Genomic DNA, 26,681 nt, shown 5'->3' with positions numbered 1-26,681 from the left:
GGTGATGCTGCCAACTTACTGATTTAGTGTATGATGGTGTTTTTGAGGTGCTCCAGTGGCTTCTGTTTCTATCAGCTGTCCCTCCTGTTCAGCTACTGACGGGGTGGTGCGTAACGGCAAAAGCACTGCCGGACATCAGCGCTATCTCTGCTCTCACTGCCGTAAAACATGGCAACTGCAGTTCACTTACACCGCTTCTCAACCCGGTACGCACCAGAAAATCATTGATATGGCCATGAATGGTGTTGGATGCCGGGCAACCGCCCGCATTATGGGCGTTGGCCTCAACACGATTTTACGTCACTTAAAAAACTCAGGCCGCAGTCGGTAACCTCGCGCATACAGCCGGGCAGTGACGTCATCGTCTGCGCGGAAATGGACGAACAGTGGGGCTATGTCGGGGCTAAATCGCGCCAGCGCTGGCTGTTTTACGCGTATGACAGGCTCCGGAAGACGGTTGTTGCGCACGTATTCGGTGAACGCACTATGGCGACGCTGGGGCGTCTTATGAGCCTGCTGTCACCCTTTGACGTGGTGATATGGATGACGGATGGCTGGCCGCTGTATGAATCCCGCCTGAAGGGAAAGCTGCACGTAATCAGCAAGCGATATACGCAGCGAATTGAGCGGCATAACCTGAATCTGAGGCAGCACCTGGCACGGCTGGGACGGAAGTCGCTGTCGTTCTCAAAATCGGTGGAGCTGCATGACAAAGTCATCGGGCATTATCTGAACATAAAACACTATCAATAAGTTGGAGTCATTACCGAGAAACGCATCCTATTTTTAAGCGATATTTGCCCGCATTTGTTTCTGATATGTAAATTGTTAATGTTGAATTAATAACATTTATTCTTTTCAATTAGGATAAAACGTAAATAACGCATGCTAACAGCGTTCTTGAGCAAGAAGTGTCATCTTGCAGATGGCGCAAATAATTTTGTTTCGCTTGGACAGAATATCGTTGTATAACGTGGTTAATCGTTATCATTTAACACTATTAATTTTCCGCATATTTACCATCTAAAGGTGGAGGCTGTCATGTATCAACGATGTTTTGATAATGCCATGGAAACCCTTTTTGAGCAGGGGAAGACCCCCAGATTTTCGCGATTCGTCATCAGTGATGATCCTAACTGGGAGTCTGGTCACCATGTTCATGACAATGAAACAGAGCTTATCTATGTCAAAAAAGGTGTCGCGCGATTAATCATTGATTCTTCACTGTACGTCGCTCACGCCGGGGATATTGTGGTGATAGAACAAGGGCGGTTACATACCGTCGCCTCGGATAGCAGCGCGCCTGCCACGACCTACACCTGTGCACTGGATGGTTTTCGTTTCAATGGCTGGCAGGACAATCAGTTGTTGCAGTTACATTCGTGTCCGGTCATCAGCGTCAGCCAGGGAAAGGAGGTTATTAAGAGTATTTTTAATGAACTGAGTATTATGATACCGCAGTGTAAAAATAATCTGTCATCCTCTGCCTATGATGCCTTTGCCTACGCATTAACCGTCTTGTATTACGAAAACTTTAAAAATGCTTATCGTTCGGAGCAGGGGTATATTAAAAAAGACGTGTTAATTAAAGATGTTCTGGTGTATTTGAATAACAACTTTCGCGAAAAAATCACACTTGATCAGTTGTCTAAAAAATTTCGAGCCAGTGTGAGTTATATCTGTCACGAATTCACTAAAGAATATCGTATTTCGCCGATTAATTATGTTATTCAACGGCGGATGACGGAGGCAAAATTTTCGCTGACGAATACGGAAGCGTCGTTAGCGGAAATCTCGTGGCGGGTAGGGTATGAAAATGTTGATCACTTTGCCAAACTCTTTCAGCGACACGTAGGCTGTACTCCCAGCGATTATCGTAAGCAGTTTAAAAATAATCTGACTGAGCAGGACTGCCTGCAGCCGGAAGTCTGATTTTCTGGCGTAAGTCCGGATAGCGTTTATCCGCTATCCGGATGACAGAACGGCTTACTTGTTTTGATAATCTTTCAGGATCTGACGTCCGGCGACGTAGATCATGATTTCATCGGTGCCACCGCCAATGCGTTCGCAGCGCACATCACGCCAGAACCGGGATACACGGGCTTCATCGGTATAACCCAGACCACCCATTATCTGAATTGCGTCGTCGATAACTTCCATCGCTGTGCGCGCACAGTACAGTTTTGCCAGCGCCGCACTGGTACGCAGTGATTGTTCCTGATCGGCCTGCCAGGCGACTTTCAATACCATATTGCGCATGTTTTCGATTTTAACCGCCATCAGCGCCAGTTTTTCCTGGATCATCTGGTTATGACCAATCGGTTTGCCAAAGGCGATACGCTGGTTGGCGTAACGTGCGGCATCCTCGAAAGCGCATTCGGCAAAGCCGGTGCTGCGTGCTGCGTTGATCAATCGCTCCATTTCGAAATTGTACATCACGTTGAGGAAGCCCATACCCTCTTCGCCGACCATATCACTTTCGTCAACTTCAACGTCATCAAGATAGACTTCGCAGGTACTTAACATGTGCCAGCCGATTTTGTGCAGCGGATTAACTTTGATGCCGGGTTTCTTCGAATCCACCCACCACAGGGTAAAGGCTTTCTTCGGATCTTTCGGCTCGGGATCGCGAGCCAGGACCAGCATATAAGGGTACTCTTTGGCACCGGTAATAAAGGTTTTTTGCCCGTTAAGGTACACCTTGCCGTTTTTGCGGGTGTAGCTGGTGGTGGCGCTGTTGTTATCTGAGCCAGCTCCCGGTTCGGTTAACGCCAGCGCATAGGCCGGATCGCCCGTTTCCATGGTGCTTTCAGCGGTTTTACGTAGTTGCTCCGCGGAGCCAAAACGGCGCATACTGTGGATACACTGACCGTTAGTGATCAGAAAGGCAGGCGCACCACATTTTGAGACCTCCATCAGCGCCAGCATTTGCGTGACGTAATCTGCCGGAATGCCACCGAACTCTTCCGGAACGCCCAGCATCGAAATGCCGTTATCCGCAAGCGCGCGCATAAATTCTTTAGGGTAGGTGGAGGTTTGATCGCAGGTGCGGAAATATTCTTCCGGGAAATTACTGGTGATCAGTTCCCGAATGCTGGCAAGCAGCAGTTCTTGTTCTTCAGTTAATGAAAAGTCCATCAGGGTACTCCTTTTAATTGGTGGCGTCGGGCAAAACAAAACCCATCGTGGCATCGATAAATAATCTTTCGTCCATCAGTTTCAGGTCTGGAGAAATAACGGGGGTGAATTCCATTTTGTCCAAAATGTCTTCTTGTACAGAAACACCTGGGGCAATTTCCACTAAATGGAGACCATCTTCTTTTAACGTAAATACGGCGCGCTCGGTGATGTAACGCACATCCAGTCCACGTTCGAGGGCAATTTTTCCACTGAAGGTAATTTCAGGTAATTCGCTAACGAATTTCTTCACCCGACCTTCCTGCACGATATTCAATTTGCCGTTGGCAACATCTGTTTTCAGACTTCCGGCTGTCAGGGTGCCGCAGAAAATAATTTTCTTCGAGGTGGCGCTTATATCAATAAAACCGCCAGTGCCCATGATCTTGCCATTGAATTTATGCACACCGACGTTGCCGTGCTGATCGACTTCGGCGAAACTTAAATAGCACACATCCAGGCCGCCACCGTGGTAGAAGTCAAACTGGGAGGTCATGTCCAGAATAGCGCGGGTGTTGACGTTGGCTCCAAAAGCGATGCCCTGCGAGGTAATACCGCCGATTGGCCCGGTTTCAACCGTCAGTATGAAATCATCGGCGCAGCCTTCTTCACGCGCGACGAGACCAATACCATCGGCAATTCCAACGCCAACGTTACCCACTGCACCTTTGCGCATTTCGAACAGCGCACGTCTGGCTACCAGTTTACGTTGGTTAAGCGGTAGGGCAGTTTGCAGGCTGTCATCAAGGATGAAATCGCCTGAAATAAAGCGGTTAACCGGCGCTCCGGCATACAGCTGAGTCTGTTCAGGATCGATAACGACGATATCCACCAGATAGCCAGGGATCCGCACGGCTTTAGGGTGCAGTGTGGCTTTCTTCACCATTTTTTGTACCTGCATCATGACGATGCCGCCGTTGTTATGCACGGCCTGCGCGATGACCAGCGCATCGAGATACATCACTTCATCTTCAAAGGTGGCGTAGCCTTCGCTATCACAGGTGGTGGCGCGAATAAAGGCGATATTCGGCGCAATGGCTTTGTAGTAGAGATACTCTCTGTTATCAATTTCTACCAGTTTGATTAGATCCTCGGTGGTCACTTCATTGAGTTTGCCACCTTGTTGGCGGGGATCGACAAACGTGCCAATACCGATATCACTCAAAATACCTGGCTGATGGGCCGCAGAGGCTCGCAGGGTTTGAGTTAATACGCCTTGTGGATAGTTGTAGGCGGCAATTTTATTTTGTTCCGCAAGGTCGGATATACGTGGGGATTGTCCCCAGTGGCCGCACAACGCCCATTTAACTAAACCTTCCTGTGCCAATGGACTAATACCCCGGTCTGCGCGGTCGCCCAGTCCTGTCGGGCTAATTAGCGACAAATTACGTGGGGATTGGCAATTTTTATATTTCTCGGCTAATGCATTAATTAATGTTGTGGCTTCAAGTATCCCACCGCCAGCGCCTAATACGCAGAGGGTGGCTTCATCCGGAATATAATCAATTGCGTCAGCTGCAGATAATACCGGTACCCGACCATTTAGACGTGTTGGTCTTGAAAGTTTCATATAAACTCCAGGTTATATTCGTGCGAATGCCTATCGCTATATTCGGTAATAGTGTTTTGTGCTATTTGAAAATATTTAATCGTCTGCCAGATATTCGTGGTAAAACGAATATCTGGGGCAGGGCATTATTTATTGCAATTTAAAAATATTCGGCTATTAAGCCTGGTGTAATATTGTCAGAACGGTGCGTAGATCGGTTACGGAGATTTGTCCTGGGGCCGAGGCTTTTTTCACCGCACCAAACGTCGCCGCTGAGCCGAAAACTTCGCCGGACAGTCGTGAGATCACACCGGTTTTCGCCATTGACATGGTAATAATTGGGCGGTCGGCGTAGCGTTCCTGCATCTCCAGCGTTGCGCTAAGCAATGTCAGCACATCCGTTTTGCTTTGCGGCATCAACGCGATTTTGGGAATATCTGCACCAAGTTCCTGCATTTTACGCAGTCGCTGGACAATATCATCGGCCGCAGGTGTCTTGTGAAAATCATGGTTCGACATAATAACAAAGACATTTTTCGCGTGCGCATGCTCGACGGTTGCTTTAACCAGGTCATCACCGGTGAAAAGCTCCAGGTCGATCATATCCACCAGACCGCTGTCCACTGCTGCGCGGTTTAATGCAATATAGTTTTCGACGGACAGCGCCTGTTCACCCCCTTCCTGTGCACTACGGAAGGTGAACAGCAACGGTTTATCCGCCATCACATCACGGATCGCACGTGCGGCTTCCAGTACTGCGTCAATGGAAGCGACATCTGCGAAATGGTCAACACGCCATTCCAGGATGTCGAAATCCGCTTCGCGATAGGCCAGTGCTTCGCTTTTTACCGTTGAGATGTCTTTACCCATCAGTGAGACAATGATCTTCGGCGCACCCTCGCCAATCACGAGGTTTCTTACGGTTACGGTTTTCATTGATTACCCTTTAACTATTCACAAATACTGCCCATCAGGCTGCAAAACCCATAACCTGTTTGACATACTCCAGCGGGAAATCTTTCCCGGTCCAGAGCTTGAACTGCTCAGCCCCTTGCCACAACAACATGCCGTAACCATCAATCGTTTTGCAACCGGCATGTTGTGCTTGTTGCAACAACCTGGTCATATGCGGGTTATACACACATTCGGTCACCAGCAGTTCCGGGCGAAGCAGGGAAACGTCAGTCACAATAGATTCGTTATCCAGCGGTTTCATGCCGACTTTCGTGCCGTTGGTCAAAATATCCGCGCTGGCGAGTGCCTCGGCAAAAGCCTGGCGATCGGCAAGGTCGATCACGGTGACAACGCAGTCGGTGTTTTCATTAACACGTTTAGCGAATGCCTGCGCCTTTGCAAAGAACTCATCTTTACGGTTAAAGATCTTAATTTCTTTGATGCCTTCAATGGCTGCCTGAGCGCCAATGGCTGTAGACGCGCCGCCCGCGCCCAACAGTACCATGGTTTTACCTTTAATATCGAAGCCGCTTTCTTTAATCGCGCGAATATGACCGGTGCCGTCGGTGTTGTAACCACGCAGGTAGCCATCATCATTAACGATGGTGTTGATTGCGCCAACCAGTTTGGCGGCAGGTGTTAATTCATCAACGTATTCACAGGCCAGCTGTTTATTGGGCATGGAAACCCCGGTGCCGCGCATTTTTAACGCTTTTAAACCGGCAATTGCATTAGCAAATGTTGAGTTATCGACTTCAAATGCCATGTAGGTAAAAGGCAGACCCGCTTTTTCTAATGCTTTATTTTGCATTTCAGGGGACAGACTGTGTCTGATAGGGTAGGCCATCAGACCAATCAGTTCATATTTTGCAGTTACATCCATTTGATACTCCTTCTAAACAATTTATTGAAAATAACGTTCGCCCAACCGCACATCATTTTGGGGGATATTAAATACGCGGTAATAGCGAATAAAGACGATGATGGCGGTGGTGAATGCCAGCAGAGCAAATGCAAGGTCCAGCAAAATGATGTATTGCAGGCCGATGTTAGAAAGGTATCCGGTGATCAGTGGGATAATAAAGTTGGCTACACCACCCATCATCATATAAACACTGGTGACTTTGGCTTTGCTCTTCGGGAAAAACTCCGACATCACTGAGACACCGAGCTGTAAAATACCGCCAGCAGCAGAGAAGCCAATCAGAAACGATCCTGCGTTACAAACCAGTGGAGAGGGATACAAATAAATGACCGCAGCGGTAATGCTTGCCAGACCAGCATTAAAAACGTTAGCCCAAATGGGGCGAACCATTTTCTTCAGGAGGGCTGCGAAGATGAATACGCAGACCAGCGATCCCATGCTGTAGTAAGAGATGGTTTTTAGTGCGTCAGTTTCTGCCATACCAGCAAATGCCATAGCATATTTCGGCATCCAGACCACGATGACATAAAAGGTTGAGAATGCGGCAACCCCAAACAGCACGGAAGCGACACCTTCCAACCAGACCAGGGGTTTACTGTTCATTTGTGGCAGATCTTTGGCGAGACCCGCGTCCACCATCTGGCTGGGAAAGCGACTTTTTAACAGCATCAGGGTGATGATCACGAACAGTACACCCGGGATGATGACCGCATAGCCGTACCAGACATGGTTGAGCAGCATGGTACTGACGATGATGGGGTAAATCATCTGGCCAAACGACACCATGGCTTTAACCAAAATAACCGCCGAGCCGGATGCTTTAGGGAAACATTCCATTAACGCCGGATAACCGCCGGTATCCAGCGCTGAATTTGCTACGCCGACGCATACCGCCAGAATAAAGGCAATCATCAGATTGGGGCTGGCGGGAATACCGAAGAAGAACAGCATATATAGAATAACGCCTAACAAAATGATAGCCCGACGACCGAACTTATCTGAGAGAACGCCAAAGAATAGAATACTGACCAGTCGACCAAGACCAATACCGGAAATTAGATAGGCAATCCCTGCATTATCGGTTGAAAATTTTTCAGCCAGGGATGTCATGTTTTGCGCCAGTGTGATGACGCTAATACCGTGTAAAAAATAACTTAAATAAATACAGGTTATCGCCAGAAGAAATGGCGTGTTAAAGGTCTTTTTCTGAGACATTTTTTCACAACTCCTTGCGGATTTTAAAATTATTCTGTGCTCGTCGGTGTAGTTTAAATTTCGGCGACCTTGTGATTAATATACCGGGCAGTAGTTATTGTACCTACATAGCATGGCGTTTAAATTACCAGGTATATTGCATATCAAACTGTGAAACCTAATTCGTCAGACCGACGTTTTGCCGTTATTTTAATAATCCGTCAAATTATTTTGCAGAAGAGGGGAACAATATTGCATCCGCGTTATTGTGCGAGTGGTGCCATGTTTAACTGACGCTTTGCTGCAAGCCGGCTGCGATAGCCAATAAACAGTGCCAACAGGAAACCGAGCGCAGCGATACCCGCATCAAACCACATGATGTGCGCAATACTGGTTTCGGAGAGCCTGGCGGTTATTAGTGGGATCGTGAAGGTCGCGATACTGCCCGCGCTGTAGTAAATACCGGTAGCTTTACCTTTCGCCTGCGGAAAGCGAGCGGCCATTAGCGTTAGACCGATTTGCACGACGCCTCCGGCTGATGAGAACCCGATGACAAAGGCGAATGTAATCACGACCCAGGTCGTTGGATGCAGGCAAACCGCCAGCAGCGCGACAAAGGAGATAAAGGTGTACAGCATCAACAGAGACGTTGCACGACCCGCTTTTCTCGCCAGAGGAGCAGTAATGAATACGCACAGCAGCGAACCGCAGGTGTAAATACTTAACAGCTTGATAGATAACGTATACGGCATACCAGCGACAAACTGACCATACTGTGCCAGCCACTGGCTAACCAGATAAAATGTGGCCATCGAGATATAGCCATACAGGGTGTAACTCCCCAGATCGAGAAGGGAACAACGATGCCCCGGATGAATAGGTTCCTGTAAAGCGGATGATGGCGTGATGCAATGCTTCGGCCCCGGATGTGCAGGGAAGCGGCAGCGAAACAAAAATATGCCGTTGACCGCCATAATTCCCGCCGCCAGCAAGAAGGACCAGCCAAACCAGAGTTCAGCCCACACCAGCAGGCTGATAACCATCGGCAACAGAAACTGGCCGCTGGATACAAAGGCTTTAATCAGGATATTGGCGGTGCTGGGCGAGCGGGGGAAAGCTTCCATCAGGCTGGGGTAGGTTCCGGCATCAAGAAAACTGTTTGCCATTCCCGCTAAAAAACCAAAGGCGTAGGCAATCACAATGCTGTGAGTATTGATGATGCCAAAAAAGAAGATGAGGTAGCAGATCATGCCAAAAATGATAAACGGTCTGCGGCCATAGCGATCGGAGAGCATGCCTGCAACTAATAAGACGCTTAACCGACCGATACCAAGGGAGGAGATGACAATCGACACTCCCGCTGCATTGGTTTGCCACTGCTGTTCAAGTGAGGACATATTGAGGGACATCAGAATGACCCCCATACCGTGTACCAGGTAATTAAGGTACAGCCCTATCGCAGTGGAGAAATAGGTATTTTTCATAATGTGTTACTCAGCGAAGAGGCTAAATGGATATTGTTTTTTGTGTCGCGTAGGGCGTGTTAGCCTAAATAGTATGCAGACTGCGCATGAGCGAGGGCATAATGTCGGGGGCCCGTGTTGCAACGTAGTGGTGGCGTGATGACCGCCTAACACAAACGCTCGAGGTTGTGTGCATAGAGCTCCACTGCAGCAGATTGGTAGATTTTCCAGTCGAGAAAATGGTCGTGGTGATAAACTGCCTGAAAAGAAACCAGATCGGGGAAAAAACGCATTGTGTTATTACCAATACGATTATTTATTTTTTCGATGATCGCGTTAATTCTTAACTTTCTCTTTGCTTTCATTTCTGCACAAATGCGCGCGATGTTTTCCGGGATTTCTTTTTCCCCACTTTCCCATTGTTGCCAGGCAACAATGTCGCCATCACGCGCGATATATGCGGCGCTTTCTTCCACCGTCATAGCAAAAATATGGCGGATAGCCTGCAATTCTAATGCGTTCATTATTTCATCACTTCATAAAAGACGGTGGAATAGTAATAGCATTGTTGTGGATATTTCGGCTTGAAGAGAGTCACAGTATCTTGTGCAATATTATTTGTTATTAATCTGTGAAGTTGGTGCATTTGGCGTGAGAGTGAAATAAAACAATTGGCTAGCTGATGTGATGTAGGTCGTTAGGGGACGTGGAAATGCAGGACAAAAAAAAGCCCACCGTGGGAGATGGGCAAAGACTACACACAGCAATTCGTTATTTCACTCAGGGGATTTCCATGCTTATAAATCAATGTGTTGATCTAAAGCCTTGGGGTAATAGTAGGCATGCTGGTTTTTCACGTCGATCAGATTCATCCCAATAGTTTAAAAACTGTAAAGAATTTGCGACATAAATGAGTACTCCCACAGCGCTGGGATTGGGTTTCGTTCGGGGAGCTGTGATGTGTTTATCAGCAATATTAAACAATCAGGCGGCAATGTTGCCGCCTGATGCTGTATTACTTATTGCTTTCGATTTCAGCGATTTCTTCGAGGATTTGTTCCGGGTCAGTGCCCGGTGCAGGGGCTTCATTGACCCATGCGGAGAACAGGCGCCATGAAACAGCCAGTACCACTGGGCCGATAAACAGACCAATCATACCGAATGCAATCAACCCACCGATAACCCCGGAAAGAATAAGGATCAGCGGCAAATCAGCCCCCATACGAATCAGCATGGGACGAATAACGTTATCCAGTGTTCCGACCACGCCACTCCACACCAACAGCACCGTGCCCCAGGTAGAATCACCTGTCCAGTAAAGCCAGATAATGGCCGGAATCAGCACCGGTAAAGGCCCCAGTTGCACCAGACAGGAGAGGATCATCAACACCGCCAGTAGCGTAGCGTAAGGTACCCCCGTTACCGCCAGACCAATACCCCCGAGGACGGCCTGCACCAGCGCGGTGACGACCACGCCTAATGCAACCGCACGAATGGCCTGTGCTGCCAACAGGATTGCAGCGTCACCGCGTTTCGATGCAAGACGGCAGGCGAAGTGGCGAATGCCTAGCGCCACCTGTTCACCGCGCCAGTACAGCAGGGCGCTGAATAGCAACATCAAGCCACAGTGCATCATAAAGCGGCCAATATGCGCGGCCTGACCAACAAACCAGGTGGTTGTGGTACCGATATAGGGACGAACCTTAGCCATGATAGCCGAACCGCCCATATCCAACAGGCTGTGCCATGCGCCATAGAGTTTGGCACCCACCAGAGGAATACTGTTTAACCACGCCAGATCCGGCAGCGTCATATCACCGGCGGTCACTGCATGGATCAGAGGACCACTGCCATCAACGATGCTGTTGACCAACAGGGCGATAGGAATAATGAATAACAGAACTAACAACAGGGTCATCACCAGCACGGCGAGTGAACGGCGTCCCCACAGCAATTTTTGTATACGTATCAGGATGGGCCAGGTCGCAATGACCACCGTACCTGCCCAGGCAAAACCGAGAATAAAGGGTTGCACAATCCAGAGACAGGCCACAATCATGATGGCTAAAAACAGCACCGATAGCAGCACTTGTGCAATATCCCTGGGCTGACGGAAATTTACCATAAATACTTTTCACCTTTGTCTTTGCGTCAGAACGTTGACGCGACGTGAACACGTTAATCACACTCTATAATGATGAGCAATTTCAGCGGTTTTGAACAGGCGGATTCTGCCTGTAAATCTGCTGAGCGTATTAGAAAAAAATGTGATACAACAAACAAAGCAACACGCAAACGATTAAATTCACAACACAGACCGCAGGAAAGGGTCACTATAATGATTCCACAAATTTCTCAGGCGCCAGGTGTCGTTCAACTGGTGCTCAATTTTTTGCAGGCGCTGGAGCAGCAAGGGTTCACGGGCGATACGGCAACGAGCTATGCCGATCGTCTGACAATGTCGACGGATAACAGTATCTATCAGCTTCTGCCTGATGCCGTGGTTTTCCCTCGTTCGACGGCTGATGTGGCGCTTATCGCCCGCCTTGCGTCAGAACCGCTCTTTTCGTCGTTGATTTTTACCCCTCGCGGCGGCGGTACAGGCACCAACGGGCAGGCGCTTAATCAGGGCATTATTGTTGATATGTCCCGTTACATGAGCCGCATCATTGAAATCAATGTGCAGGAAGGTTGGGTGCGGGTAGAAGCCGGGGTGATAAAAGATCAGCTTAACCAGTATCTGAAACCCTACGGCTATTTCTTTGCGCCTGAATTGTCCACCAGTAACCGGGCGACGTTGGGGGGAATGATCAACACCGACGCTTCCGGGCAAGGTTCGCTGGTCTACGGTAAAACCTCCGATCACGTGCTGGGTATTCGCGCGGTATTAATGGGCGGGGATATTCTCGATACCCAGCCGATGCCGGTTGAATTTGCCGAAATGCTCGGTAAAAACAATACAGCGATTGGGTGCATCTATAAGACGGTTTATGAACGGTGTCGTGAGAACCGACAGTTGATCATTGACAAGTTCCCGAAGCTCAATCGCTTTTTAACCGGCTACGACCTGCGGCACGTCTTCAATGATGAGATGACCGAGTTTGATTTAACCCGCATCCTTACGGGGTCCGAAGGTACGCTGGCATTTATCACCGAAGCCCGCCTTGATATCACGCCGCTGCCTAAAGTTCGGCGACTGGTCAACGTCAAATACGATTCGTTTGACTCTGCATTGCGTAATGCGCCAGTGATGGTGGAAGCGCGCGCGCTGTCGGTCGAAACCGTCGATTCCAAAGTGCTTAATCTGGCGCGTGAAGATATTGTCTGGCACTCCGTCAGCGAATTGATTACCGATGTCCCGGATAAAGAGATGCTCGGGCTGAATATCGTCGAGTTTGCCGGTGACGATGAAGCATTAATTGATTCGCAGGTCAGTGCGCTGTGTGAACGCCTGGACGGACTAATTGCCCGGCAGGAAGCTGGCGTAATTGGCTGGCAGCTGTGTACCGAACTGGCTGGTGTCGAGCGCATCTACGCCATGCGGAAAAAGGCCGTTGGTCTGCTGGGTAATGCCAAAGGCTCTGCGAAGCCGATTCCGTTTGCCGAAGATACCTGCGTACCGCCGGAACACCTGGCCGACTATATTGCCGAGTTCCGTGCGCTACTCGATAGTCATGGCCTGAGCTATGGCATGTTTGGTCACGTGGATGCCGGGGTACTGCATGTCAGACCTGCGCTGGATATGTGCGATCCACAACAAGAAGTGCTGATGAAACGCATCTCTGATGATGTGGTGGCGCTGACGGCAAAATACGGTGGTCTGCTGTGGGGCGAACACGGGAAAGGTTTCCGTGCTGAGTACAGCCCGGCGTTCTTTGGCGAGGAACTGTATCGCGAACTGCGCAAAGTGAAGTCGGTGTTTGATCCGCAAAACCGGCTCAATCCGGGGAAGATTTGCCCTCCGGAAGCCATCGATGCGCCAATGATGAAAGTGGATGCGGTTAAACGTGGGACTTACGATCGTCAAATCCCGCTGGCCGTTCGCCAGGAGTGGCGTGGGGCAATAGAGTGTAACGGCAACGGGTTATGCTTTAACTTCGATGCCAAAAGCCCGATGTGTCCTTCGATGAAAATTAGCCTCAATCGCATTCACTCGCCAAAAGGGCGGGCAACGCTGGTACGGGAATGGTTGCGTCTGTTGGCCGATCGTGGGATCGACCCCGTGAAACTGGAAAAAGAGTTGCCAGAAAAACGTGCCAGTTTACGTACGCTAATCGCCCGAACCCGGAACAGCTGGCATGCACGTAAGGGCGAATATGATTTCTCGCATGAAGTGAAAGAGGCGATGTCCGGGTGTTTGGCATGTAAAGCCTGTTCTACGCAGTGCCCGATAAAAATTGACGTTCCGGAATTCCGCTCGCGCTTTCTGCAGCTGTATCACACGCGCTATCTGCGCCCGCTCCGCGATCACATGGTCGCCACCGTTGAGAGTTATGCACCGCTGATGGCGCGCGCACCTAAAACGTTCAACTTTTTCATCAATCAACCACTGGTACGTAATCTGGCTAAAAAACACATCGGCATGGTGGATTTGCCGCTGTTGTCTGCGCCATCATTACAACGACAGCTGGTCGGGCATCGTTCGGCCAATATGACGCTGGAACAGCTTGAAGCTCTCAGCAAGGAGCAAAAAGCACGTACGGTGCTGGTGGTGCAGGACCCGTTCACCAGCTATTACGATGCACAGGTAGTGGCTGATTTCATCCGACTGGTAGAAAAATTGGGTTTGCAGCCGGTGCTGTTGCCATTCTCGCCTAACGGCAAAGCGCAGCATATAAAGGGCTTTTTAAACCGGTTTGCGAAAACGGCGAAAAAGACCGCTGAATTCCTCAACCGGGTGGCAAAGCTGAATATCCCGATGGTCGGTGTCGATCCGGCGCTGGTGCTATGTTATCGCGATGAATACACGCTGGCGCTCGGCGAGCAGCGCGGTGATTTCCATGTCTTACTGGTCAATGAGTGGTTATCGGCTGTACTGGCGTCACAACCGCCGGTCGCTATCGGTGGTGAACCGTGGTACTTCTTCGGACACTGTACCGAAGTGACCGCTCTGCCGGGAGCGCCTGCACAGTGGGCCGCGATTTTTGCCCGTTTTGGCGCAAAGTTGGAAAATGTCAGCGTGGGGTGCTGTGGGATGGCGGGTACCTATGGCCACGAAGTGAAGAATCACCAGAACTCTTTAGGGATCTATGAGTTATCATGGCACCAGGCAATGCAACGATTGCCACGTAACCGTTGTCTGGCTGCCGGGTATTCATGTCGCAGCCAGGTTAAACGCGTAGAAGGCACGGGCGTTCGCCACCCATTACAGGCATTACTGGAGATTATAGGATGATCTGGAAACGTGAAGTCACACTCGAGGCGCTCAACGCCATGGGTGAAGGAAATATGGTAGGGCTGCTCGATATTCGTTTTGTGCATATCGGCGACAATACTCTGGAAGCCACAATGCCTGTGGACCATCGCACCAAACAACCCTTTGGTTTGCTGCACGGCGGGGCGTCTGTCGTGCTGGCTGAGAGCATTGGCTCGGTGGCTGGATACCTGTGTACGATGGGCACTCAAAAAGTGGTGGGCCTTGAGATTAACGCCAACCACGTTCGTTCTGCACGTGAAGGGCTCGTCAGAGGGGTGTGCAGCCCTGTGCATACCGGTTCACGTCATCAGGTGTGGCAAATCGAGATCTTCGATGAGCAGGGTCGGTTATGCTGCACCTCGCGACTGACGACCGCTATTTTGTGATGCATGTTGAGTTTGGTCATTATCTGCGCAGGTAATGGTGTTATACTGTGCAGGTTCTGAACACAAGCGAGGATGATATGTCTACCCAATTAGACCCGGCCCAACTGGCAATAGAATTTTTACGTCGTGATAAAACCGATCTTTCACCGGCTCAGTACCTGAAAAGATTGAAACAATTAGAGCTGGAGTTTGCCGATTTATTAACGCTCTCTTCGACTGAACTGAAAGAAGAGATCTATTTTGCCTGGCGCCTGGGCGTTCATTGATTCCGGTATGCCTGTCGTAATAAAAACCCCGACACATGTTCGGGGTTATTTTTTGCCTTAAATCTTGTTTACCACTTCATCTCACCGGTATTCACTTTCGCACTCAGTTCCAGAGAGCTTTCGTCTGCAAGGCCCGGCCATGCCGCGGTCATGGTTTTAATCACATAATCCGAACCTTTCTTCGCCTCTAATGCCTGCTCAAACGACTGCAAATAATCCTGAGTGAAGCGAATCGCTGTATCACCCGCCGGGCGTTCACCAATATAATGACCCGGGACCACCTGGGTGGGCTGTAAGCTCTGCATTTCGCTCAGTACGTTACGCCATGCACTACGCTGTTCTGCAGACTGAGTATCTGCCGTCCAGACGTGTATACCGGAAGCCACGCCTGTGCCGCCAATAATGGCCCGATTCGCCGGGATCCAGACATACGCCGCATAGTCATTAGGATGGCGTAATTCCAGCGTTTCGCCATCAACCGTAAATTGTGTTTGCGTGGTGGCCTGCGGTACGGTGAGCGATGTTGGCGCGCCATCTTTCATCTGTGGGCCCCAGAACTGTAATTTGGCTTCTTTGGTGGCACGAATATGATCCACCACGTGCGGCGTAGCCAGCACGTTGACGCCGGGGAAGGCTTTGACGAGTGGCTCAAGGCCAAAATAGAAATCCGGATCGCCAGACGTGATCACAATGGCTTTCAGCGTCTTACCGCTGGAGCGAATCATCTGCACCAGCTTTTCGCCATCTTTGGTGCTGAACTGGGCGTCAAACAAAATCGCCTCTTTGGGGCCAGACACCAGCGTCGAAGAGACCGGGAAAATACCCTTCTCCTGCGGATTATAGACATCCAGCTGTAGTGGAGCGGCAAATGCCGAAGAGGCAAACAGGGGTAACAGCATAGCCAGTGTATTGATTTTCATAACGGGGAACCTTGTGCAGGATATTGTCTTTTGATCGTTCCCGTATTTTAAGGAAATTCGGATCTGTTAGAATTCCCATATCAGGACATGCTGAGTTTCATAAAACGATCGGATGGGATGCAATGGACAGAGTCATGGCGGCAACAGTTTTTAACCATATCTGTGATTTAGGCAGTTTGAGTGCCGCCGCGCGTGCGCTCGGGCTTTCCCGACCGATGGTCAGTCGCTATCTGGATGAGATGGAAAAGTGGACCGGGGCGCGGCTTATCCATCGTTCGTCACGACGGTTGACAATCACGCCTGCCGGCGAAGAGGCATTGCTGAAAACCCGCACCCTGGCACAGCTTTCGCGAGATATTGGTGCCGCCGGGCTCGCGCAGACCCCATCGGGTACGCTACGGGTGGCGTGTGCACATTTTACTGCCCTACATATTCTGGCACCGGTGCTGCCCGCATTTCTTGCTCGCTATCCTGAACTCCGCATTGAAGTTGAGATCAACAATCAACCGGTAAGCCTGGTTGGGGAGCGTATCGATGTGGCGATCCGCATCACGGAAAATCCCGAACCCGGAACGATTGCCCGGCGCTTAGGGGATTGTGAATCGGTGTTATGTGCCTCCGTGGATTATCTTAACCAGCATGGCATCCCAAAAAACGTCGACGATCTTGCGCAGCATAATTGCCTTTATTACAGCGGGTTCGCCGGAAAGTCATGGCATTTTCTGGATGCGCAAGGGCAAGCCGTCACTGTGGCCATTAAAGGTAATTTAAGCGCCGGTATCTCGTCACTGCTATGTGAATCCGCCCTGGCGGGGATGGGGATTGCGTTGGTTCCTGAGCAGGAGGCGAGAGAAGGGCTGGCGAAGGGGAGATTAATACGACTTCTACCCCAACTACAGCCTAAACGCCTGCCGATTTATGGTTTATATCTTTCCCGCGATCACCAGCCTGCGGGGTTGCGACTGTTGCTGGATACACTGAATAAGACACAGTGCTAACGATGTGATTGAGCGTGTTTATAAAATAGTCAAAGCGCAATTTGTGTTAAAAAAAATTTTTCAGTGTATGAGATTCTTCTTATCGCCCCTTCAAGAGCTAAGCCATTGTGAGTGCCGGAGATAAGCGCCGGATGGGGTCGGAACCCTTAAGTCTGCCAGCATAGCAAGCAGACTTAAGGGTTTTTTATGGCCCACATGCGTTTTGAACCGCATTGCTCCCCGTAGTCATCCCCACCTATCCCTTAAATAGACATTATCTATACATCTTTTAGCATTTGACCTGCCGGAACGATTACACATTCATAATCTATTATTAATCAATGTATTGAATAAAAAAATCCATCCCTGTTAACCCTCGCCGCAGGGGCTATGCTTAATAAAAGTCGTCAAAAATGGCGGTTAACCCGAATGCCCCTGCTGTTGAGGGGTTGAAGTGATAATCATTATCACTAACATGGTGTTATAGCTTGAAAGCTAATGACTCGAGGTAACCCTATGGAATTGCATTCAGGAACATTCAATCCCAACGATTTTGCGTGGCGCGGGCTGACGTTAACGCCTGCGGCAGCGGCGCATATCCGTGAACTGGTGGCAAGGCAACCCGATATGTTGGGCGTGAGGCTAGGCGTGAAACAAACCGGGTGCGCGGGATTTGGCTATGTGCTGGACACCGTCAAGCAACCTGAGAAAGACGATCTGCTCTTTGAAACAGAGGGCGCCAGACTTTATGTCCCGTTACAGGCGATGCCGTTTATCGATGGAACTGAAGTCGATTTCGTGCGTGAAGGATTAAATCAGTTATTTAAATTTCATAACCCGAAAGCCCAGAACGAATGCGGCTGTGGCGAAAGCTTTGGGGTATAGGCGGTACTATGTCTCGTAACACTGAAGCAACTGACGATGTCAACACCTGGGCTGGCGGGCACCTCAATTACAAAGAGGGGTTCTTTACCCAACTCAAAACCGATGAACTGGCGAAAGGGATCAACGAAGAGGTTGTACGGGCAATTTCGGCAAAACGAAATGAACCCGACTGGATGCTGGCGTTCCGTCTGAATGCGTTTAACGCGTGGCTGACGATGGAAGAACCACACTGGCTAAAAGCGCACTATGACAAACTGAACTACCAGGATTACAGCTATTACTCTGCACCTTCTTGCGGCAACTGTGATGAAACCTGTGCCTCTGAGCCGGGAGCGGTGCAACAAACGGGCGCGAATGCGTTTTTAAGCAAAGAGGTTGAAGACGCGTTCGAGCAGCTTGGCGTGCCGGTCCGTGAAGGCAAAGAAGTGGCGGTGGATGCCATTTTCGATTCGGTGTCAGTCGCGACGACCTACCGCGATAAGCTGGCGGAACAGGGTATTATTTTCTGCTCGTTCGGCGAGGCCATCCACGATCATCCAGAACTGGTAAAAAAATACCTCGGTACCGTCGTCCCGGGGAATGACAATTTCTTTGCCGCGCTGAATGCGGCGGTGGCATCGGACGGCACGTTTATTTATGTGCCGAAGGGTGTGCGTTGCCCAATGGAACTGTCGACCTATTTCCGTATCAATGCAGAAAAAACCGGACAGTTTGAACGCACGATTCTGGTGGCGGATGAGGGGAGTTACGTCAGCTATATCGAAGGTTGTTCGGCGCCGGTACGTGACAGTTACCAGCTGCATGCGGCGGTGGTTGAGGTGATCATCCATAAAGATGCTGAGGTGAAGTATTCAACGGTACAAAACTGGTTCCCCGGCGATGGCAATACCGGCGGCATCCTGAATTTTGTGACTAAACGTGCGCTGTGCGAAGGCGAAAACAGCAAAATGTCATGGACGCAGTCAGAGACCGGTTCAGCCATTACCTGGAAATACCCGAGCTGTATTCTGCGCGGTGATAATTCGATCGGCGAATTCTACTCCGTTGCGCTGACCAGCGGGCACCAGCAGGCCGATACCGGCACCAAGATGATCCACATCGGCAAAAACACCAAATCGACCATTATCTCGAAAGGGATTTCCGCCGGACATAGCCAGAATAGCTATCGCGGCTTAGTGAAAATTATGCCTACCGCCACTAACGCCCGCAACTATACCCAATGTGACTCAATGCTGATTGGTGCGGACTGTGGGGCACATACCTTCCCGTATGTTGAGTGCCGTAACAACAGCGCTCAGCTTGAACATGAAGCGACGACCTCGCGCATTGGTGAAGACCAACTGTTCTACTGCCTGCAACGTGGCATCAGCGAAGAAGATGCTATTTCAATGATCGTCAATGGCTTCTGTAAAGACGTGTTCTCTGAGCTGCCGCTGGAATTTGCCGTGGAAGCGCAAAAACTTCTCGCCATAAGTCTTGAACACAGCGTCGGCTAAAATTTAAGGAAAGCACATGTTAAGCATTAAAGATTTACAGGTCAGTGTGGAAGAGAAGGCGATCCTGCGTGGGCTGAGTCTTGAGATTCGCCCCGGGGAAGTACACGCCATTATGGGGCCGAACGGTTCCGGGAAAAGCACGTTGTCTGCGACACTCGCCGGACGAGAAGATTATGCAGTCACTGGCGGGACGGTTGAATTTAACGGTAAGAACTTGCTGGAACTGTCACCGGAAGACCGTGCCGGTGAAGGCATCTTCATGGCATTTCAGTATCCGGTAGAAATTCCCGGCGTCAGTAACCAGTTTTTCCTGCAAACGGCACTGAATGCCGTGCGCAGCTACCGTGGCGAAGAATCGCTGGACAGGTTTGACTTCCAGGATCTGATGGAAGAAAAAATTGCGTTGCTGAAGATGCCGGCAGATTTACTCACGCGTTCGGTCAACGTCGGTTTCTCCGGCGGTGAGAAAAAGCGTAATGACATTTTGCAAATGGCGGTGCTGGAGCCTCAGTTGTGCATTCTGGATGAGTCGGACTCCGGGCTGGATATTGACGCGCTGAAAATCGTGGCAGATGGCGTGAACGCATTGCGTGACGGAAAGCGTTCGTTTGTTATTGTCACCCACTACCAGCGAATCCTCGACTATATCAAACCCGATTACGTCCACGTTCTCTACCAGGGGCGCATTGTGAAGTCCGGTGATTTTACGCTGGTTAAACAGCTGGAGGAGCAAGGGTATGGCTGGCTTAGTGAACAGCAGTAACGTGCTCCAACAGTGGCATCATCTGTTTGAAGCGCAGGGTGAGCGTCGCTCACAGCATGCGCAACAACACCTGCAACAGATGTTGCGGCTGGGGTTGCCGACGCGTAAACATGAGGACTGGAAATACACGCCGCTGGAGGGTTTAACCAACAGCCAGTTTGTCAGTCATGTCGCTGAGATAACGTCAGCCCAGTGTGAAGCGTTGGCGCCGGCAATTGATGCCATACGACTGGTATTTGTCGACGGGCAGTTCTGCCCGACGCTGAGCGACCGCATGGACGGCAGCGGCTTTGACATTACCGTTGATGATGCGCGTCAGACGCTACCGGCCGCCATCCAACCGGAAGTCTTTCTGCACCTGACCGAAAGCCTGTCGCGTAGCGTCACGCACATTCAGGTGAAGCGTAACCAGCGCCCCGCGAAACCGCTGCTGCTGCTGCACATTACCCAGGGGCTGGCGGGCGATGAGGTGAACACGGCGCACTATCGCCACCATCTGGAGCTGGCGGAAGGCGCAGAAGCCACCGTTATTGAACACTATGTCAGCCTTAGCGAGCTTCGTCATTTCACCGGCGCACGTTTAACCATGAACGTGGCGGTAAATGCCCATTTGCACCATATCAAACTGGCGTTTGAGAATCCGGTTAGCCACCATTTCGCGCATAACGATATCCAGGTAGGGGCAGATGCGACGGCGGTGAGCTACAGCTTCTTACTCGGTGGTGCGGTATTACGCCATAACACCAGTACCCAGCTTAATGGGGAGAACAGCACGCTGCGCCTTAACAGCCTGGCGATGCCGGTGAAAAATGAAGTTTGCGATACCCGAACCTGGCTTGAACACAATAAGGGGTATTGCAACAGCCGCCAGTTACATAAAACGATTGTCAGCGATAAAGGCCGGGCGGTGTTTAATGGCCTGATTAACGTGGCGCAGCATGCCATTAAAACTGATGGTCAGATGACGAACAATAATCTACTGCTCGGTAAACTGGCAGAAGTGGATACCAGGCCGCAACTGGAAATCTACGCTGATGACGTGAAATGCAGCCACGGGGCGACGGTAGGGCGGATCGACGATGAACAGATGTTCTATCTGCGTTCGCGTGGGATTGGTCAGCAGGATGCCCAACAGATGATTCTCTACGCGTTTGCCGCTGAGCTGACGGAAGCCCTGAGCGATGAAACGCTGAAACAACAGGTACTGGCGCGGATAGCCCAACGTCTGCCGGGAGGCGTAGCATGACATTTCCCATTGAAAAAGTGCGGGCCGATTTTCCGGTTCTGACGCGTGAAGTGAATGGTTTACCGTTGGCGTATCTGGACAGCGCGGCGAGCGCGCAAAAACCCAATCAGGTGATTGATGCTGAAGCCGAGTTTTACCGTCACGGCTATGCGGCGGTCCACCGTGGGATCCATACGCTGAGCGCTCAGGCCACGGAAAAAATGGAGAATGTGCGCAAGCTCGCCTCGCTGTTTATTAACGCCCGCTCCGCTGAAGAGCTGGTGTTTGTCCGCGGCACCACGGAAGGGATCAACCTGGTGGCGAACAGCTGGGGCAACAGCAATGTGCGGGCTGGCGATAACATCATCATCAGCGAAATGGAGCACCATGCCAACATAGTGCCCTGGCAGATGCTGTGTGCCCGAGTCGGGGCTGAACTGCGCGTTATTCCGCTCAATGCCGACGGGACGTTGCAACTGGAAACGCTGCCGACGTTGTTTGATGATCGCACGCAACTGCTGGCGATTACCCACGTATCTAACGTGCTGGGCACGGAAAACCCGCTGCCGGAGATGATCGCGCTGGCGCATCAGCACGGCGCAAAAGTGCTGGTAGATGGCGCACAGGCGGTTATGCATCATCAGGTGGATGTGCAGGCACTGGATTGCGACTTTTATGTCTTCTCCGGGCACAAGCTCTATGGACCCACCGGTATTGGCGTGCTGTATGCCAGAGAGTCGCTGCTGCAGGAAATGCCACCGTGGGAAGGCGGTGGCTCGATGATAGCAACCGTCAGTCTGAGCCAGGGAACGACGTGGGCTAAAGCCCCCTGGCGTTTTGAAGCCGGAACGCCAAACACCGGGGGCATTATTGGGCTCGGCGCGGCTATTGAATATGTTTCAGCGCTCGGGCTGGCAGAAATCAGTGAATATGAGCAGTTCATGATGCGTTATGCATTGGAACAGTTGGCGGATGTGCCGGATTTAACAATCTACGGCCCGGAAAACCGTTTAGGCGTGATCGCCTTTAACCTCGGCAAACATCACGCGTATGACGTCGGTAGCTTTCTTGATAACTATGGAATTGCTGTGCGTACGGGGCATCACTGCGCTATGCCGTTGATGGCTTATTATCACGTTCCCGCGATGTGCCGGGCTTCTATTGCCATGTATAACTCCCATGAAGAAGTGGATCGCCTGGTGACGGGACTCAAGCGTATTCATCACTTGCTGGGATAACAGGGAGGCATTATGGCTGCGCTACCGGATAAAGAAAAACTATTGCGTAATTTTCTGCGTTGCGCTAATTGGGAAGAGAAATACCTGTACATCATTGAACTGGGTCAGCGCCTGCCGGAATTAAATGCCGACGATCGCTGCCCGGAAAATAGCATTCAGGGATGTCAAAGTCAGGTATGGATTGTTATGCGGCAGAATGCTGAAGGTATTATTGAATTACAGGGCGACAGTGATGCGGCAATTGTGAAAGGACTTATCGCCATCGTCTTCATTTTGTATGACCGGATGACGGCTCAGGATATTGTGAATTTTGATGTGCGTCAGTGGTTCGAAAAAATGGCGCTCGCACAGCATCTCACCCCTTCACGTTCACAGGGGCTGGAGGCGATGATTCGGGCTATTCGCGCCAAAGCCGCAACTCTTAGCTAAACTGATAAAACACGTCAACTTTCAGACCGACCTGAAAGCGTTCGTGTAGAACAACGCAGTGACTCGTAGGCCGGATCGGGCGCTCGCCGCCGTCCGGCAAGAACGCCAGGGGGGTGAGTGAGTATGAAACGCGCGTCTGTTATTACGTTAATGCTAATCGGCGCTTACAGCGCTATTCAGGCCGCATGGGCGGTCGATTATCCGTTGCCTCCGGCGAATAGCCGTCTTGTGGGGCACAATCAAACCTACACCGTGCAGGAAGGTGATAAGAATCTCCAGGCGATAGCCCGGCGTTTTGACACCGCTGCCATGCTGATCCTTGAAGCCAATAACACTATTGCCCCCGTCCCTAAACCCGGAACGCTGATTACTATTCCCTCGCAATTATTGCTACCGGATGCGCCACGCGAAGGCATTATTGTGAATCTGGCGGAACTGCGTCTGTATTACTTCCCGCCGGGAGAAAATAGTGTTCAGGTATTCCCGATTGGTATCGGTTTGCAGGGGCTGGAAACGCCGGTGATGGAAACCCGGGTTGGGCAGAAAATACCCAACCCGACCTGGACGCCTACACCGGGCATCCGTAAACGCTCGCTGGAGCGCGGCATCACATTACCGCCGGTAGTGCCAGCCGGGCCAAATAATCCGTTAGGGCGCTTTGCACTGCGTCTGGCGCATGGAAACGGTGAATACCTGATCCATGGCACCAGCGCACCTGACAGTGTTGGTCTGCGCGTAAGCTCTGGTTGTATCCGTATGAACGCGCCGGATATCAAAGCGTTGTTCGAGCAGGTGCGACCAGGTACGCCTGTCAGAGCGATCAACGAGCCGATAAAGTACGCCGTCGAGCCAAATGGTATGCGCTATGTTGAGGTGCACAGGCCATTGTCACCGGAAGAGGAGCAAAACGTTCAGACCATGCCCTATGTTTTACCGGTAGGTTTTAATCAGTTCAAAGGGAATAAGGCCGTCGATAACAGTCTGGTTGAGAGAGCACTGTATCGCCGTGCGGGTTATCCCGTGACCGTTAGTGCCGGGCAGACACCTGTTGTTGCCAACGGACCAGATGTGAAGTCAGCGCAGAATGGTGCGCCAGGGGAGGATGTGCAGATGCGCACAACGCAGTAACAGGGAAGGAAATAACGGGCAAAAAAAATGGCGCACAATGTGCGCCATTTCTATTACACAGATACTATTACTTACGGTATTTAGTAGCTGCGTTGTCCAGACGCTGGTTAGCGCGAGCTGCGTCATCTTTAGCAGCCTGAACGTCGGAACGCATTGCGTTCACGTCGTTGCTCAGCTGGTCAACTTTAGCGTTCAGAGTCTGAACGTCAGAAGACAGCTGATCGATTTTAGCATTGCTGGAGCAACCTGCCAGCAGAGTAGAACCCAGGATTACCGCGCCCAGTACCAGTTTAGTACGATTCATTATTAATACCCTCTAGATTGAGTTAATCTCCATGTAGCGTTACAAGTATTACACAAAGTTTTTTATGTTGAGAATATTTTTTTGATGGGAATGCACTTATTTTTGATCGTTCGCTCAAAGAAGCATCGAATTGGGCAAAAACAGCTAAAAAACCGAGAGAAAACAGAAAGCTTCCATCGGATTCATCTTAGATAATCTCGGATTGGATAGTGAAATCCGATTTGATTTTTTATTAATTGTGGCTATCGATAAAATAAAAAAAGCGCCACAAGGGCGCTTTTTAAGCAAATTAATTCGCGATGGAATTATTACAGCACGTGAACAGATGCCGTATTGGTCGTGCCGCTCGGAACCAGTGCGCCGGAAACCATCACTACAACGTCGCCTTTCTGAGCCAGACCGCTTTCCAGAGCAACTTCTTTGCCCAGACGGTAGAAATCATCGGTAGAGCTGATTTCTTTAACAACTTGTGCAACAACGCCTTTGCTCAGCACCAGCTGACGCGCGGTAGTTTCATTGGTGGTCAGCGCCAGGATGGTGGCATCCGGGAAGTATTTACGCACAGCACGTGCAGATTTACCGCCCTGAGTTGCGACGACGATCAGCGGCGCATCCAGTTTTTCTGCAGTTTCAACCGCGCCACGGCAAACGGCTTCGGTGATGCGCAGTTTGCGGCTGTCGTTGTTGAAGTCCAGACGGCTGGTCATCACACGGTCGGTACGTTCGCAGATGGTGGCCATGATGGTCACAGCTTCCAGCGGGTATTTGCCTTTCGCGGACTCACCAGACAGCATAACGGCATCGGTGCCGTCGAGGATGGCGTTCGCAACGTCGCCGGCTTCAGCGCGGGTCGGACGTGGGTTTTTGATCATGGAATCCAGCATCTGGGTCGCAGTGATAACGACCTTACGTGCACGGATACATTTCTCGATGATCATCTTCTGCGCGAAGATAACTTCTTCAACCGGGATCTCAACGCCCATGTCGCCACGAGCGACCATGATGCCGTCGGATGCTTCGAGGATTTCGTCGAAGTTGTTCAGGCCTTCCTGGTTTTCAATCTTGGAGATGATCTGGATGTTTTCGCCGCCGTGAGCTTTCAGGTGCTCACGGATTTCAACGACGTCAGAACGTTTACGGATAAAGGATGCCGCAACGAAGTCAACACCTTGCTCACAACCGAAGATCAGGTCCTGCTTGTCTTTTTCAGCCAGTGCTGGCAGGGCAATGGAAACGCCTGGCAGGTTAACGCCTTTGTTTTCGCCCAGATCGCCGTTGTTCAGCACTTTACAGATAACTTTGTTACCTTCGATAGCGGTAACTTCCATACCAATCAGGCCATCATCAACCAGTACGGTGTTGCCGACAGACAGGTCTTTAGTGAAGCCTTCATAGGTAACAGCAACGATTTCGTTGTTGCCCACAACAGATTTGTCGGTAGTGAAAGTGAAAGTCTGGCCCGCTTTCAGAGAAACGTCGTTGCCGCCTTCCAGCTTAATGGTACGGATTTCCGGACCTTTGGTGTCGAGCAGAATAGCGGCTTTTTTACCGGTTTTGCTCATGACGTTGCGCAAATTCTTGATGCGCTGACCGTGTTCTGCGTAATCACCGTGGGAGAAGTTCAGACGCATGACGTTCATGCCCGCGTCCAGCATTTTGGTTAACATCTCTTCGGATTCGGTTTTCGGACCGATGGTGCAAACAATTTTCGTCTTTTTCATGACAGTCTTAGTCTTTAAGTTGAGAAGGATATGGAAATCTGGCTTCCATCGCGCACGGATGGAAAGCTAAACCTGAGTTACGAAAGTTGTGATGCCTCGCTCTAAGGATAGGTGACATCGAAAGAGCGTGCAGAGGAATGTGTGCTTGCGTTTCAGCCCAACGGGATGGTGAATTTTGTAGTCGTTGAGTTTTACAGGTCAATGTGCTGAAACCATTCAAGAGACAATTGGCGCGCATTATACGCTGAAAATTATCAAAAAGGAA

Annotated in this window: 25 protein-coding genes and 1 other RNA gene; 13 read left to right on the top strand and 13 right to left on the bottom strand. The window is 50.5% G+C overall.

Annotated features, from left to right (window positions below):
- The first annotated feature begins 55 nt into the window (after positions 1-55).
- A protein-coding gene (locus OGX91_RS06610) for an IS1-like element IS1A family transposase (RefSeq protein WP_103215986.1) occupies positions 56-753 on the top strand; the annotation gives its coding sequence in 2 pieces (ribosomal slippage) (positions 56-305 and positions 305-753; 699 coding nt in all).
- A gap of 288 nt (positions 754-1,041) precedes the next feature.
- The gene (locus tag OGX91_RS06605) at positions 1,042-1,932 is read left to right on the top strand and encodes an AraC family transcriptional regulator (protein WP_005120270.1); all 891 of its coding nucleotides are present in this window, start codon (positions 1,042-1,044) and stop codon (positions 1,930-1,932) included.
- Between the two features lie 54 nt (positions 1,933-1,986).
- Here OGX91_RS06605 and OGX91_RS06600 read toward each other — a convergent pair whose 3' ends face one another.
- From OGX91_RS06600 to ydiK, 9 genes are all read right to left on the bottom strand, one after another.
- The gene (locus tag OGX91_RS06600; RefSeq protein ID WP_040233722.1) at positions 1,987-3,138 is read right to left on the bottom strand and encodes an acyl-CoA dehydrogenase; all 1,152 of its coding nucleotides are present in this window, start codon (positions 3,136-3,138) and stop codon (positions 1,987-1,989) included.
- 13 nt (positions 3,139-3,151) lie between these two features.
- On the bottom strand, positions 3,152-4,747 hold the full coding sequence (locus OGX91_RS06595; protein ID WP_005120264.1) for an acyl CoA:acetate/3-ketoacid CoA transferase: 1,596 nt from the start codon (positions 4,745-4,747) through the stop codon (positions 3,152-3,154).
- Between the two features lie 156 nt (positions 4,748-4,903).
- A complete protein-coding gene (gene aroD / locus OGX91_RS06590) occupies positions 4,904-5,662 on the bottom strand; it encodes a type I 3-dehydroquinate dehydratase (protein ID WP_005120262.1) in 759 nt (252 codons plus the stop codon).
- A gap of 34 nt (positions 5,663-5,696) precedes the next feature.
- Positions 5,697-6,563, bottom strand: coding sequence for a quinate/shikimate dehydrogenase (ydiB, locus tag OGX91_RS06585; RefSeq protein ID WP_005120260.1), 867 nt, complete (start codon positions 6,561-6,563; stop codon positions 5,697-5,699).
- Positions 6,564-6,584: 21 nt separating this feature from the next.
- Positions 6,585-7,820 (bottom strand): MFS transporter, encoded by a 1,236-nt coding sequence (locus tag OGX91_RS06580; RefSeq protein ID WP_005120258.1) that lies wholly within the window; start codon positions 7,818-7,820, stop codon positions 6,585-6,587.
- Between the two features lie 242 nt (positions 7,821-8,062).
- The gene (locus tag OGX91_RS06575) at positions 8,063-9,283 is read right to left on the bottom strand and encodes an MFS transporter (protein WP_286625768.1); all 1,221 of its coding nucleotides are present in this window, start codon (positions 9,281-9,283) and stop codon (positions 8,063-8,065) included.
- Positions 9,284-9,429: 146 nt separating this feature from the next.
- Positions 9,430-9,786: a YdiL family protein gene (locus OGX91_RS06570; protein WP_005120255.1), complete on the bottom strand. Its 357-nt coding sequence runs from the start codon at positions 9,784-9,786 to the stop codon at positions 9,430-9,432.
- A gap of 195 nt (positions 9,787-9,981) precedes the next feature.
- Positions 9,982-10,089: antisense sRNA RprA (gene rprA / locus OGX91_RS06565), an RNA gene on the bottom strand.
- Positions 10,090-10,277: 188 nt separating this feature from the next.
- Positions 10,278-11,387, bottom strand: coding sequence for an AI-2E family transporter YdiK (ydiK, locus tag OGX91_RS06560; protein ID WP_155020985.1), 1,110 nt, complete (start codon positions 11,385-11,387; stop codon positions 10,278-10,280).
- Positions 11,388-11,600: 213 nt separating this feature from the next.
- Here ydiK and ydiJ point away from each other — a divergent pair, with 213 nt between their 5' ends.
- From ydiJ to OGX91_RS06545, 3 genes are all read left to right on the top strand, one after another.
- Positions 11,601-14,657 carry a D-2-hydroxyglutarate dehydrogenase YdiJ gene (ydiJ, locus tag OGX91_RS06555; RefSeq protein ID WP_286625765.1) on the top strand — a complete coding sequence of 1,019 codons (3,057 nt, stop codon included), beginning with the start codon at positions 11,601-11,603 and terminating at the stop codon, positions 14,655-14,657.
- Positions 14,654-15,064, top strand: coding sequence for a 1,4-dihydroxy-2-naphthoyl-CoA hydrolase (gene menI, locus OGX91_RS06550; RefSeq protein WP_005120251.1), 411 nt, complete (start codon positions 14,654-14,656; stop codon positions 15,062-15,064). The genes ydiJ and menI overlap by 4 nt, the downstream gene beginning before the upstream one ends.
- A 77-nt stretch (positions 15,065-15,141) precedes the next feature.
- Entirely contained in the window at positions 15,142-15,330 is a 189-nt protein-coding gene (locus OGX91_RS06545) for a YdiH family protein (protein WP_005120249.1), read from the top strand.
- A gap of 68 nt (positions 15,331-15,398) precedes the next feature.
- Here OGX91_RS06545 and OGX91_RS06540 read toward each other — a convergent pair whose 3' ends face one another.
- Positions 15,399-16,250 carry a Vmh family MBL fold metallo-hydrolase gene (locus OGX91_RS06540; RefSeq protein WP_199947589.1) on the bottom strand — a complete coding sequence of 284 codons (852 nt, stop codon included), beginning with the start codon at positions 16,248-16,250 and terminating at the stop codon, positions 15,399-15,401.
- Positions 16,251-16,372: 122 nt separating this feature from the next.
- Between OGX91_RS06540 and OGX91_RS06535 the strand changes: the two genes are divergently transcribed.
- The 8 genes from OGX91_RS06535 to ldtE all read left to right on the top strand — a co-directional run bounded on the left by OGX91_RS06535 (position 16,373) and on the right by ldtE (position 24,391).
- Positions 16,373-17,248 carry a LysR family transcriptional regulator gene (locus OGX91_RS06535; RefSeq protein WP_286625762.1) on the top strand — a complete coding sequence of 292 codons (876 nt, stop codon included), beginning with the start codon at positions 16,373-16,375 and terminating at the stop codon, positions 17,246-17,248.
- A gap of 495 nt (positions 17,249-17,743) precedes the next feature.
- Positions 17,744-18,112, top strand: coding sequence for a Fe-S cluster assembly scaffold SufA (gene sufA, locus OGX91_RS06530; RefSeq protein ID WP_005120243.1), 369 nt, complete (start codon positions 17,744-17,746; stop codon positions 18,110-18,112).
- A gap of 8 nt (positions 18,113-18,120) precedes the next feature.
- Complete coding sequence (gene sufB / locus OGX91_RS06525) at positions 18,121-19,608, top strand: Fe-S cluster assembly protein SufB (protein ID WP_005120241.1); 1,488 nt, start codon at positions 18,121-18,123, stop codon at positions 19,606-19,608.
- Positions 19,609-19,624: 16 nt separating this feature from the next.
- Positions 19,625-20,371, top strand: coding sequence for a Fe-S cluster assembly ATPase SufC (sufC, locus tag OGX91_RS06520; protein ID WP_005120239.1), 747 nt, complete (start codon positions 19,625-19,627; stop codon positions 20,369-20,371).
- Positions 20,346-21,617, top strand: coding sequence for a Fe-S cluster assembly protein SufD (gene sufD, locus OGX91_RS06515; RefSeq protein ID WP_182290565.1), 1,272 nt, complete (start codon positions 20,346-20,348; stop codon positions 21,615-21,617). Before sufC ends, sufD begins: the two co-directional genes overlap by 26 nt.
- Positions 21,614-22,834: a cysteine desulfurase SufS gene (gene sufS / locus OGX91_RS06510; RefSeq protein WP_005120235.1), complete on the top strand. Its 1,221-nt coding sequence runs from the start codon at positions 21,614-21,616 to the stop codon at positions 22,832-22,834. The genes sufD and sufS overlap by 4 nt, the downstream gene beginning before the upstream one ends.
- 12 nt (positions 22,835-22,846) lie before the next feature.
- Positions 22,847-23,263, top strand: a complete 417-nt coding sequence (gene sufE / locus OGX91_RS06505; RefSeq protein WP_005120233.1) for a cysteine desulfuration protein SufE — start codon at positions 22,847-22,849, stop codon at positions 23,261-23,263.
- A 123-nt stretch (positions 23,264-23,386) separates the two neighbouring features.
- On the top strand, positions 23,387-24,391 hold the full coding sequence (gene ldtE, locus OGX91_RS06500; RefSeq protein WP_286625776.1) for a L,D-transpeptidase LdtE: 1,005 nt from the start codon (positions 23,387-23,389) through the stop codon (positions 24,389-24,391).
- A 67-nt stretch (positions 24,392-24,458) separates the two neighbouring features.
- On the opposite strand, the gene lpp is transcribed toward ldtE, so the two are convergent.
- The 3 genes from lpp to ynhH form a co-directional block, all read right to left on the bottom strand.
- A complete protein-coding gene (gene lpp / locus OGX91_RS06495; RefSeq protein ID WP_003029373.1) occupies positions 24,459-24,695 on the bottom strand; it encodes a murein lipoprotein Lpp in 237 nt (78 codons plus the stop codon).
- Positions 24,696-25,003: 308 nt separating this feature from the next.
- Complete coding sequence (pykF, locus tag OGX91_RS06490) at positions 25,004-26,416, bottom strand: pyruvate kinase PykF (RefSeq protein ID WP_003029366.1); 1,413 nt, start codon at positions 26,414-26,416, stop codon at positions 25,004-25,006.
- A gap of 7 nt (positions 26,417-26,423) precedes the next feature.
- On the bottom strand, positions 26,424-26,618 hold the full coding sequence (gene ynhH, locus OGX91_RS06485) for a protein YnhH (RefSeq protein ID WP_245163452.1): 195 nt from the start codon (positions 26,616-26,618) through the stop codon (positions 26,424-26,426).
- Positions 26,619-26,681: the final 63 nt, after the last annotated feature.

This window comes from Citrobacter sp. Cpa228, from assembly GCF_030333085.1.
GTDB classification, from domain to species: domain Bacteria; phylum Pseudomonadota; class Gammaproteobacteria; order Enterobacterales; family Enterobacteriaceae; genus Citrobacter; species Citrobacter pasteurii.
The sequence above is the reverse complement of the archived record's forward strand: the minus strand, read 5'-3'. Positions and strand labels throughout refer to the sequence as shown.

Coding starts and splice junctions, on each gene's coding strand:
- OGX91_RS06535 (WP_286625762.1), top strand. CDS start 16,373: ATGGACAGAGTCATGGCGGCAACAGTTTTTAACCATATCTGTGATTTA.
- pykF (WP_003029366.1), bottom strand. CDS start 26,416: ATGAAAAAGACGAAAATTGTTTGCACCATCGGTCCGAAAACCGAATCC.
- OGX91_RS06575 (WP_286625768.1), bottom strand. CDS start 9,283: ATGAAAAATACCTATTTCTCCACTGCGATAGGGCTGTACCTTAATTAC.
- OGX91_RS06545 (WP_005120249.1), top strand. CDS start 15,142: ATGTCTACCCAATTAGACCCGGCCCAACTGGCAATAGAATTTTTACGT.
- OGX91_RS06540 (WP_199947589.1), bottom strand. CDS start 16,250: ATGAAAATCAATACACTGGCTATGCTGTTACCCCTGTTTGCCTCTTCG.
- sufB (WP_005120241.1), top strand. CDS start 18,121: ATGTCTCGTAACACTGAAGCAACTGACGATGTCAACACCTGGGCTGGC.
- ydiJ (WP_286625765.1), top strand. CDS start 11,601: ATGATTCCACAAATTTCTCAGGCGCCAGGTGTCGTTCAACTGGTGCTC.
- sufD (WP_182290565.1), top strand. CDS start 20,346: ATGGCTGGCTTAGTGAACAGCAGTAACGTGCTCCAACAGTGGCATCAT.
- OGX91_RS06580 (WP_005120258.1), bottom strand. CDS start 7,820: ATGTCTCAGAAAAAGACCTTTAACACGCCATTTCTTCTGGCGATAACC.
- OGX91_RS06595 (WP_005120264.1), bottom strand. CDS start 4,747: ATGAAACTTTCAAGACCAACACGTCTAAATGGTCGGGTACCGGTATTA.
- sufC (WP_005120239.1), top strand. CDS start 19,625: ATGTTAAGCATTAAAGATTTACAGGTCAGTGTGGAAGAGAAGGCGATC.
- aroD (WP_005120262.1), bottom strand. CDS start 5,662: ATGAAAACCGTAACCGTAAGAAACCTCGTGATTGGCGAGGGTGCGCCG.
- OGX91_RS06605 (WP_005120270.1), top strand. CDS start 1,042: ATGTATCAACGATGTTTTGATAATGCCATGGAAACCCTTTTTGAGCAG.
- ydiB (WP_005120260.1), bottom strand. CDS start 6,563: ATGGATGTAACTGCAAAATATGAACTGATTGGTCTGATGGCCTACCCT.
- sufE (WP_005120233.1), top strand. CDS start 22,847: ATGGCTGCGCTACCGGATAAAGAAAAACTATTGCGTAATTTTCTGCGT.
- OGX91_RS06600 (WP_040233722.1), bottom strand. CDS start 3,138: ATGGACTTTTCATTAACTGAAGAACAAGAACTGCTGCTTGCCAGCATT.
- OGX91_RS06570 (WP_005120255.1), bottom strand. CDS start 9,786: ATGAACGCATTAGAATTGCAGGCTATCCGCCATATTTTTGCTATGACG.
- ydiK (WP_155020985.1), bottom strand. CDS start 11,387: ATGGTAAATTTCCGTCAGCCCAGGGATATTGCACAAGTGCTGCTATCG.
- sufS (WP_005120235.1), top strand. CDS start 21,614: ATGACATTTCCCATTGAAAAAGTGCGGGCCGATTTTCCGGTTCTGACG.
- menI (WP_005120251.1), top strand. CDS start 14,654: ATGATCTGGAAACGTGAAGTCACACTCGAGGCGCTCAACGCCATGGGT.
- sufA (WP_005120243.1), top strand. CDS start 17,744: ATGGAATTGCATTCAGGAACATTCAATCCCAACGATTTTGCGTGGCGC.
- lpp (WP_003029373.1), bottom strand. CDS start 24,695: ATGAATCGTACTAAACTGGTACTGGGCGCGGTAATCCTGGGTTCTACT.
- ldtE (WP_286625776.1), top strand. CDS start 23,387: ATGAAACGCGCGTCTGTTATTACGTTAATGCTAATCGGCGCTTACAGC.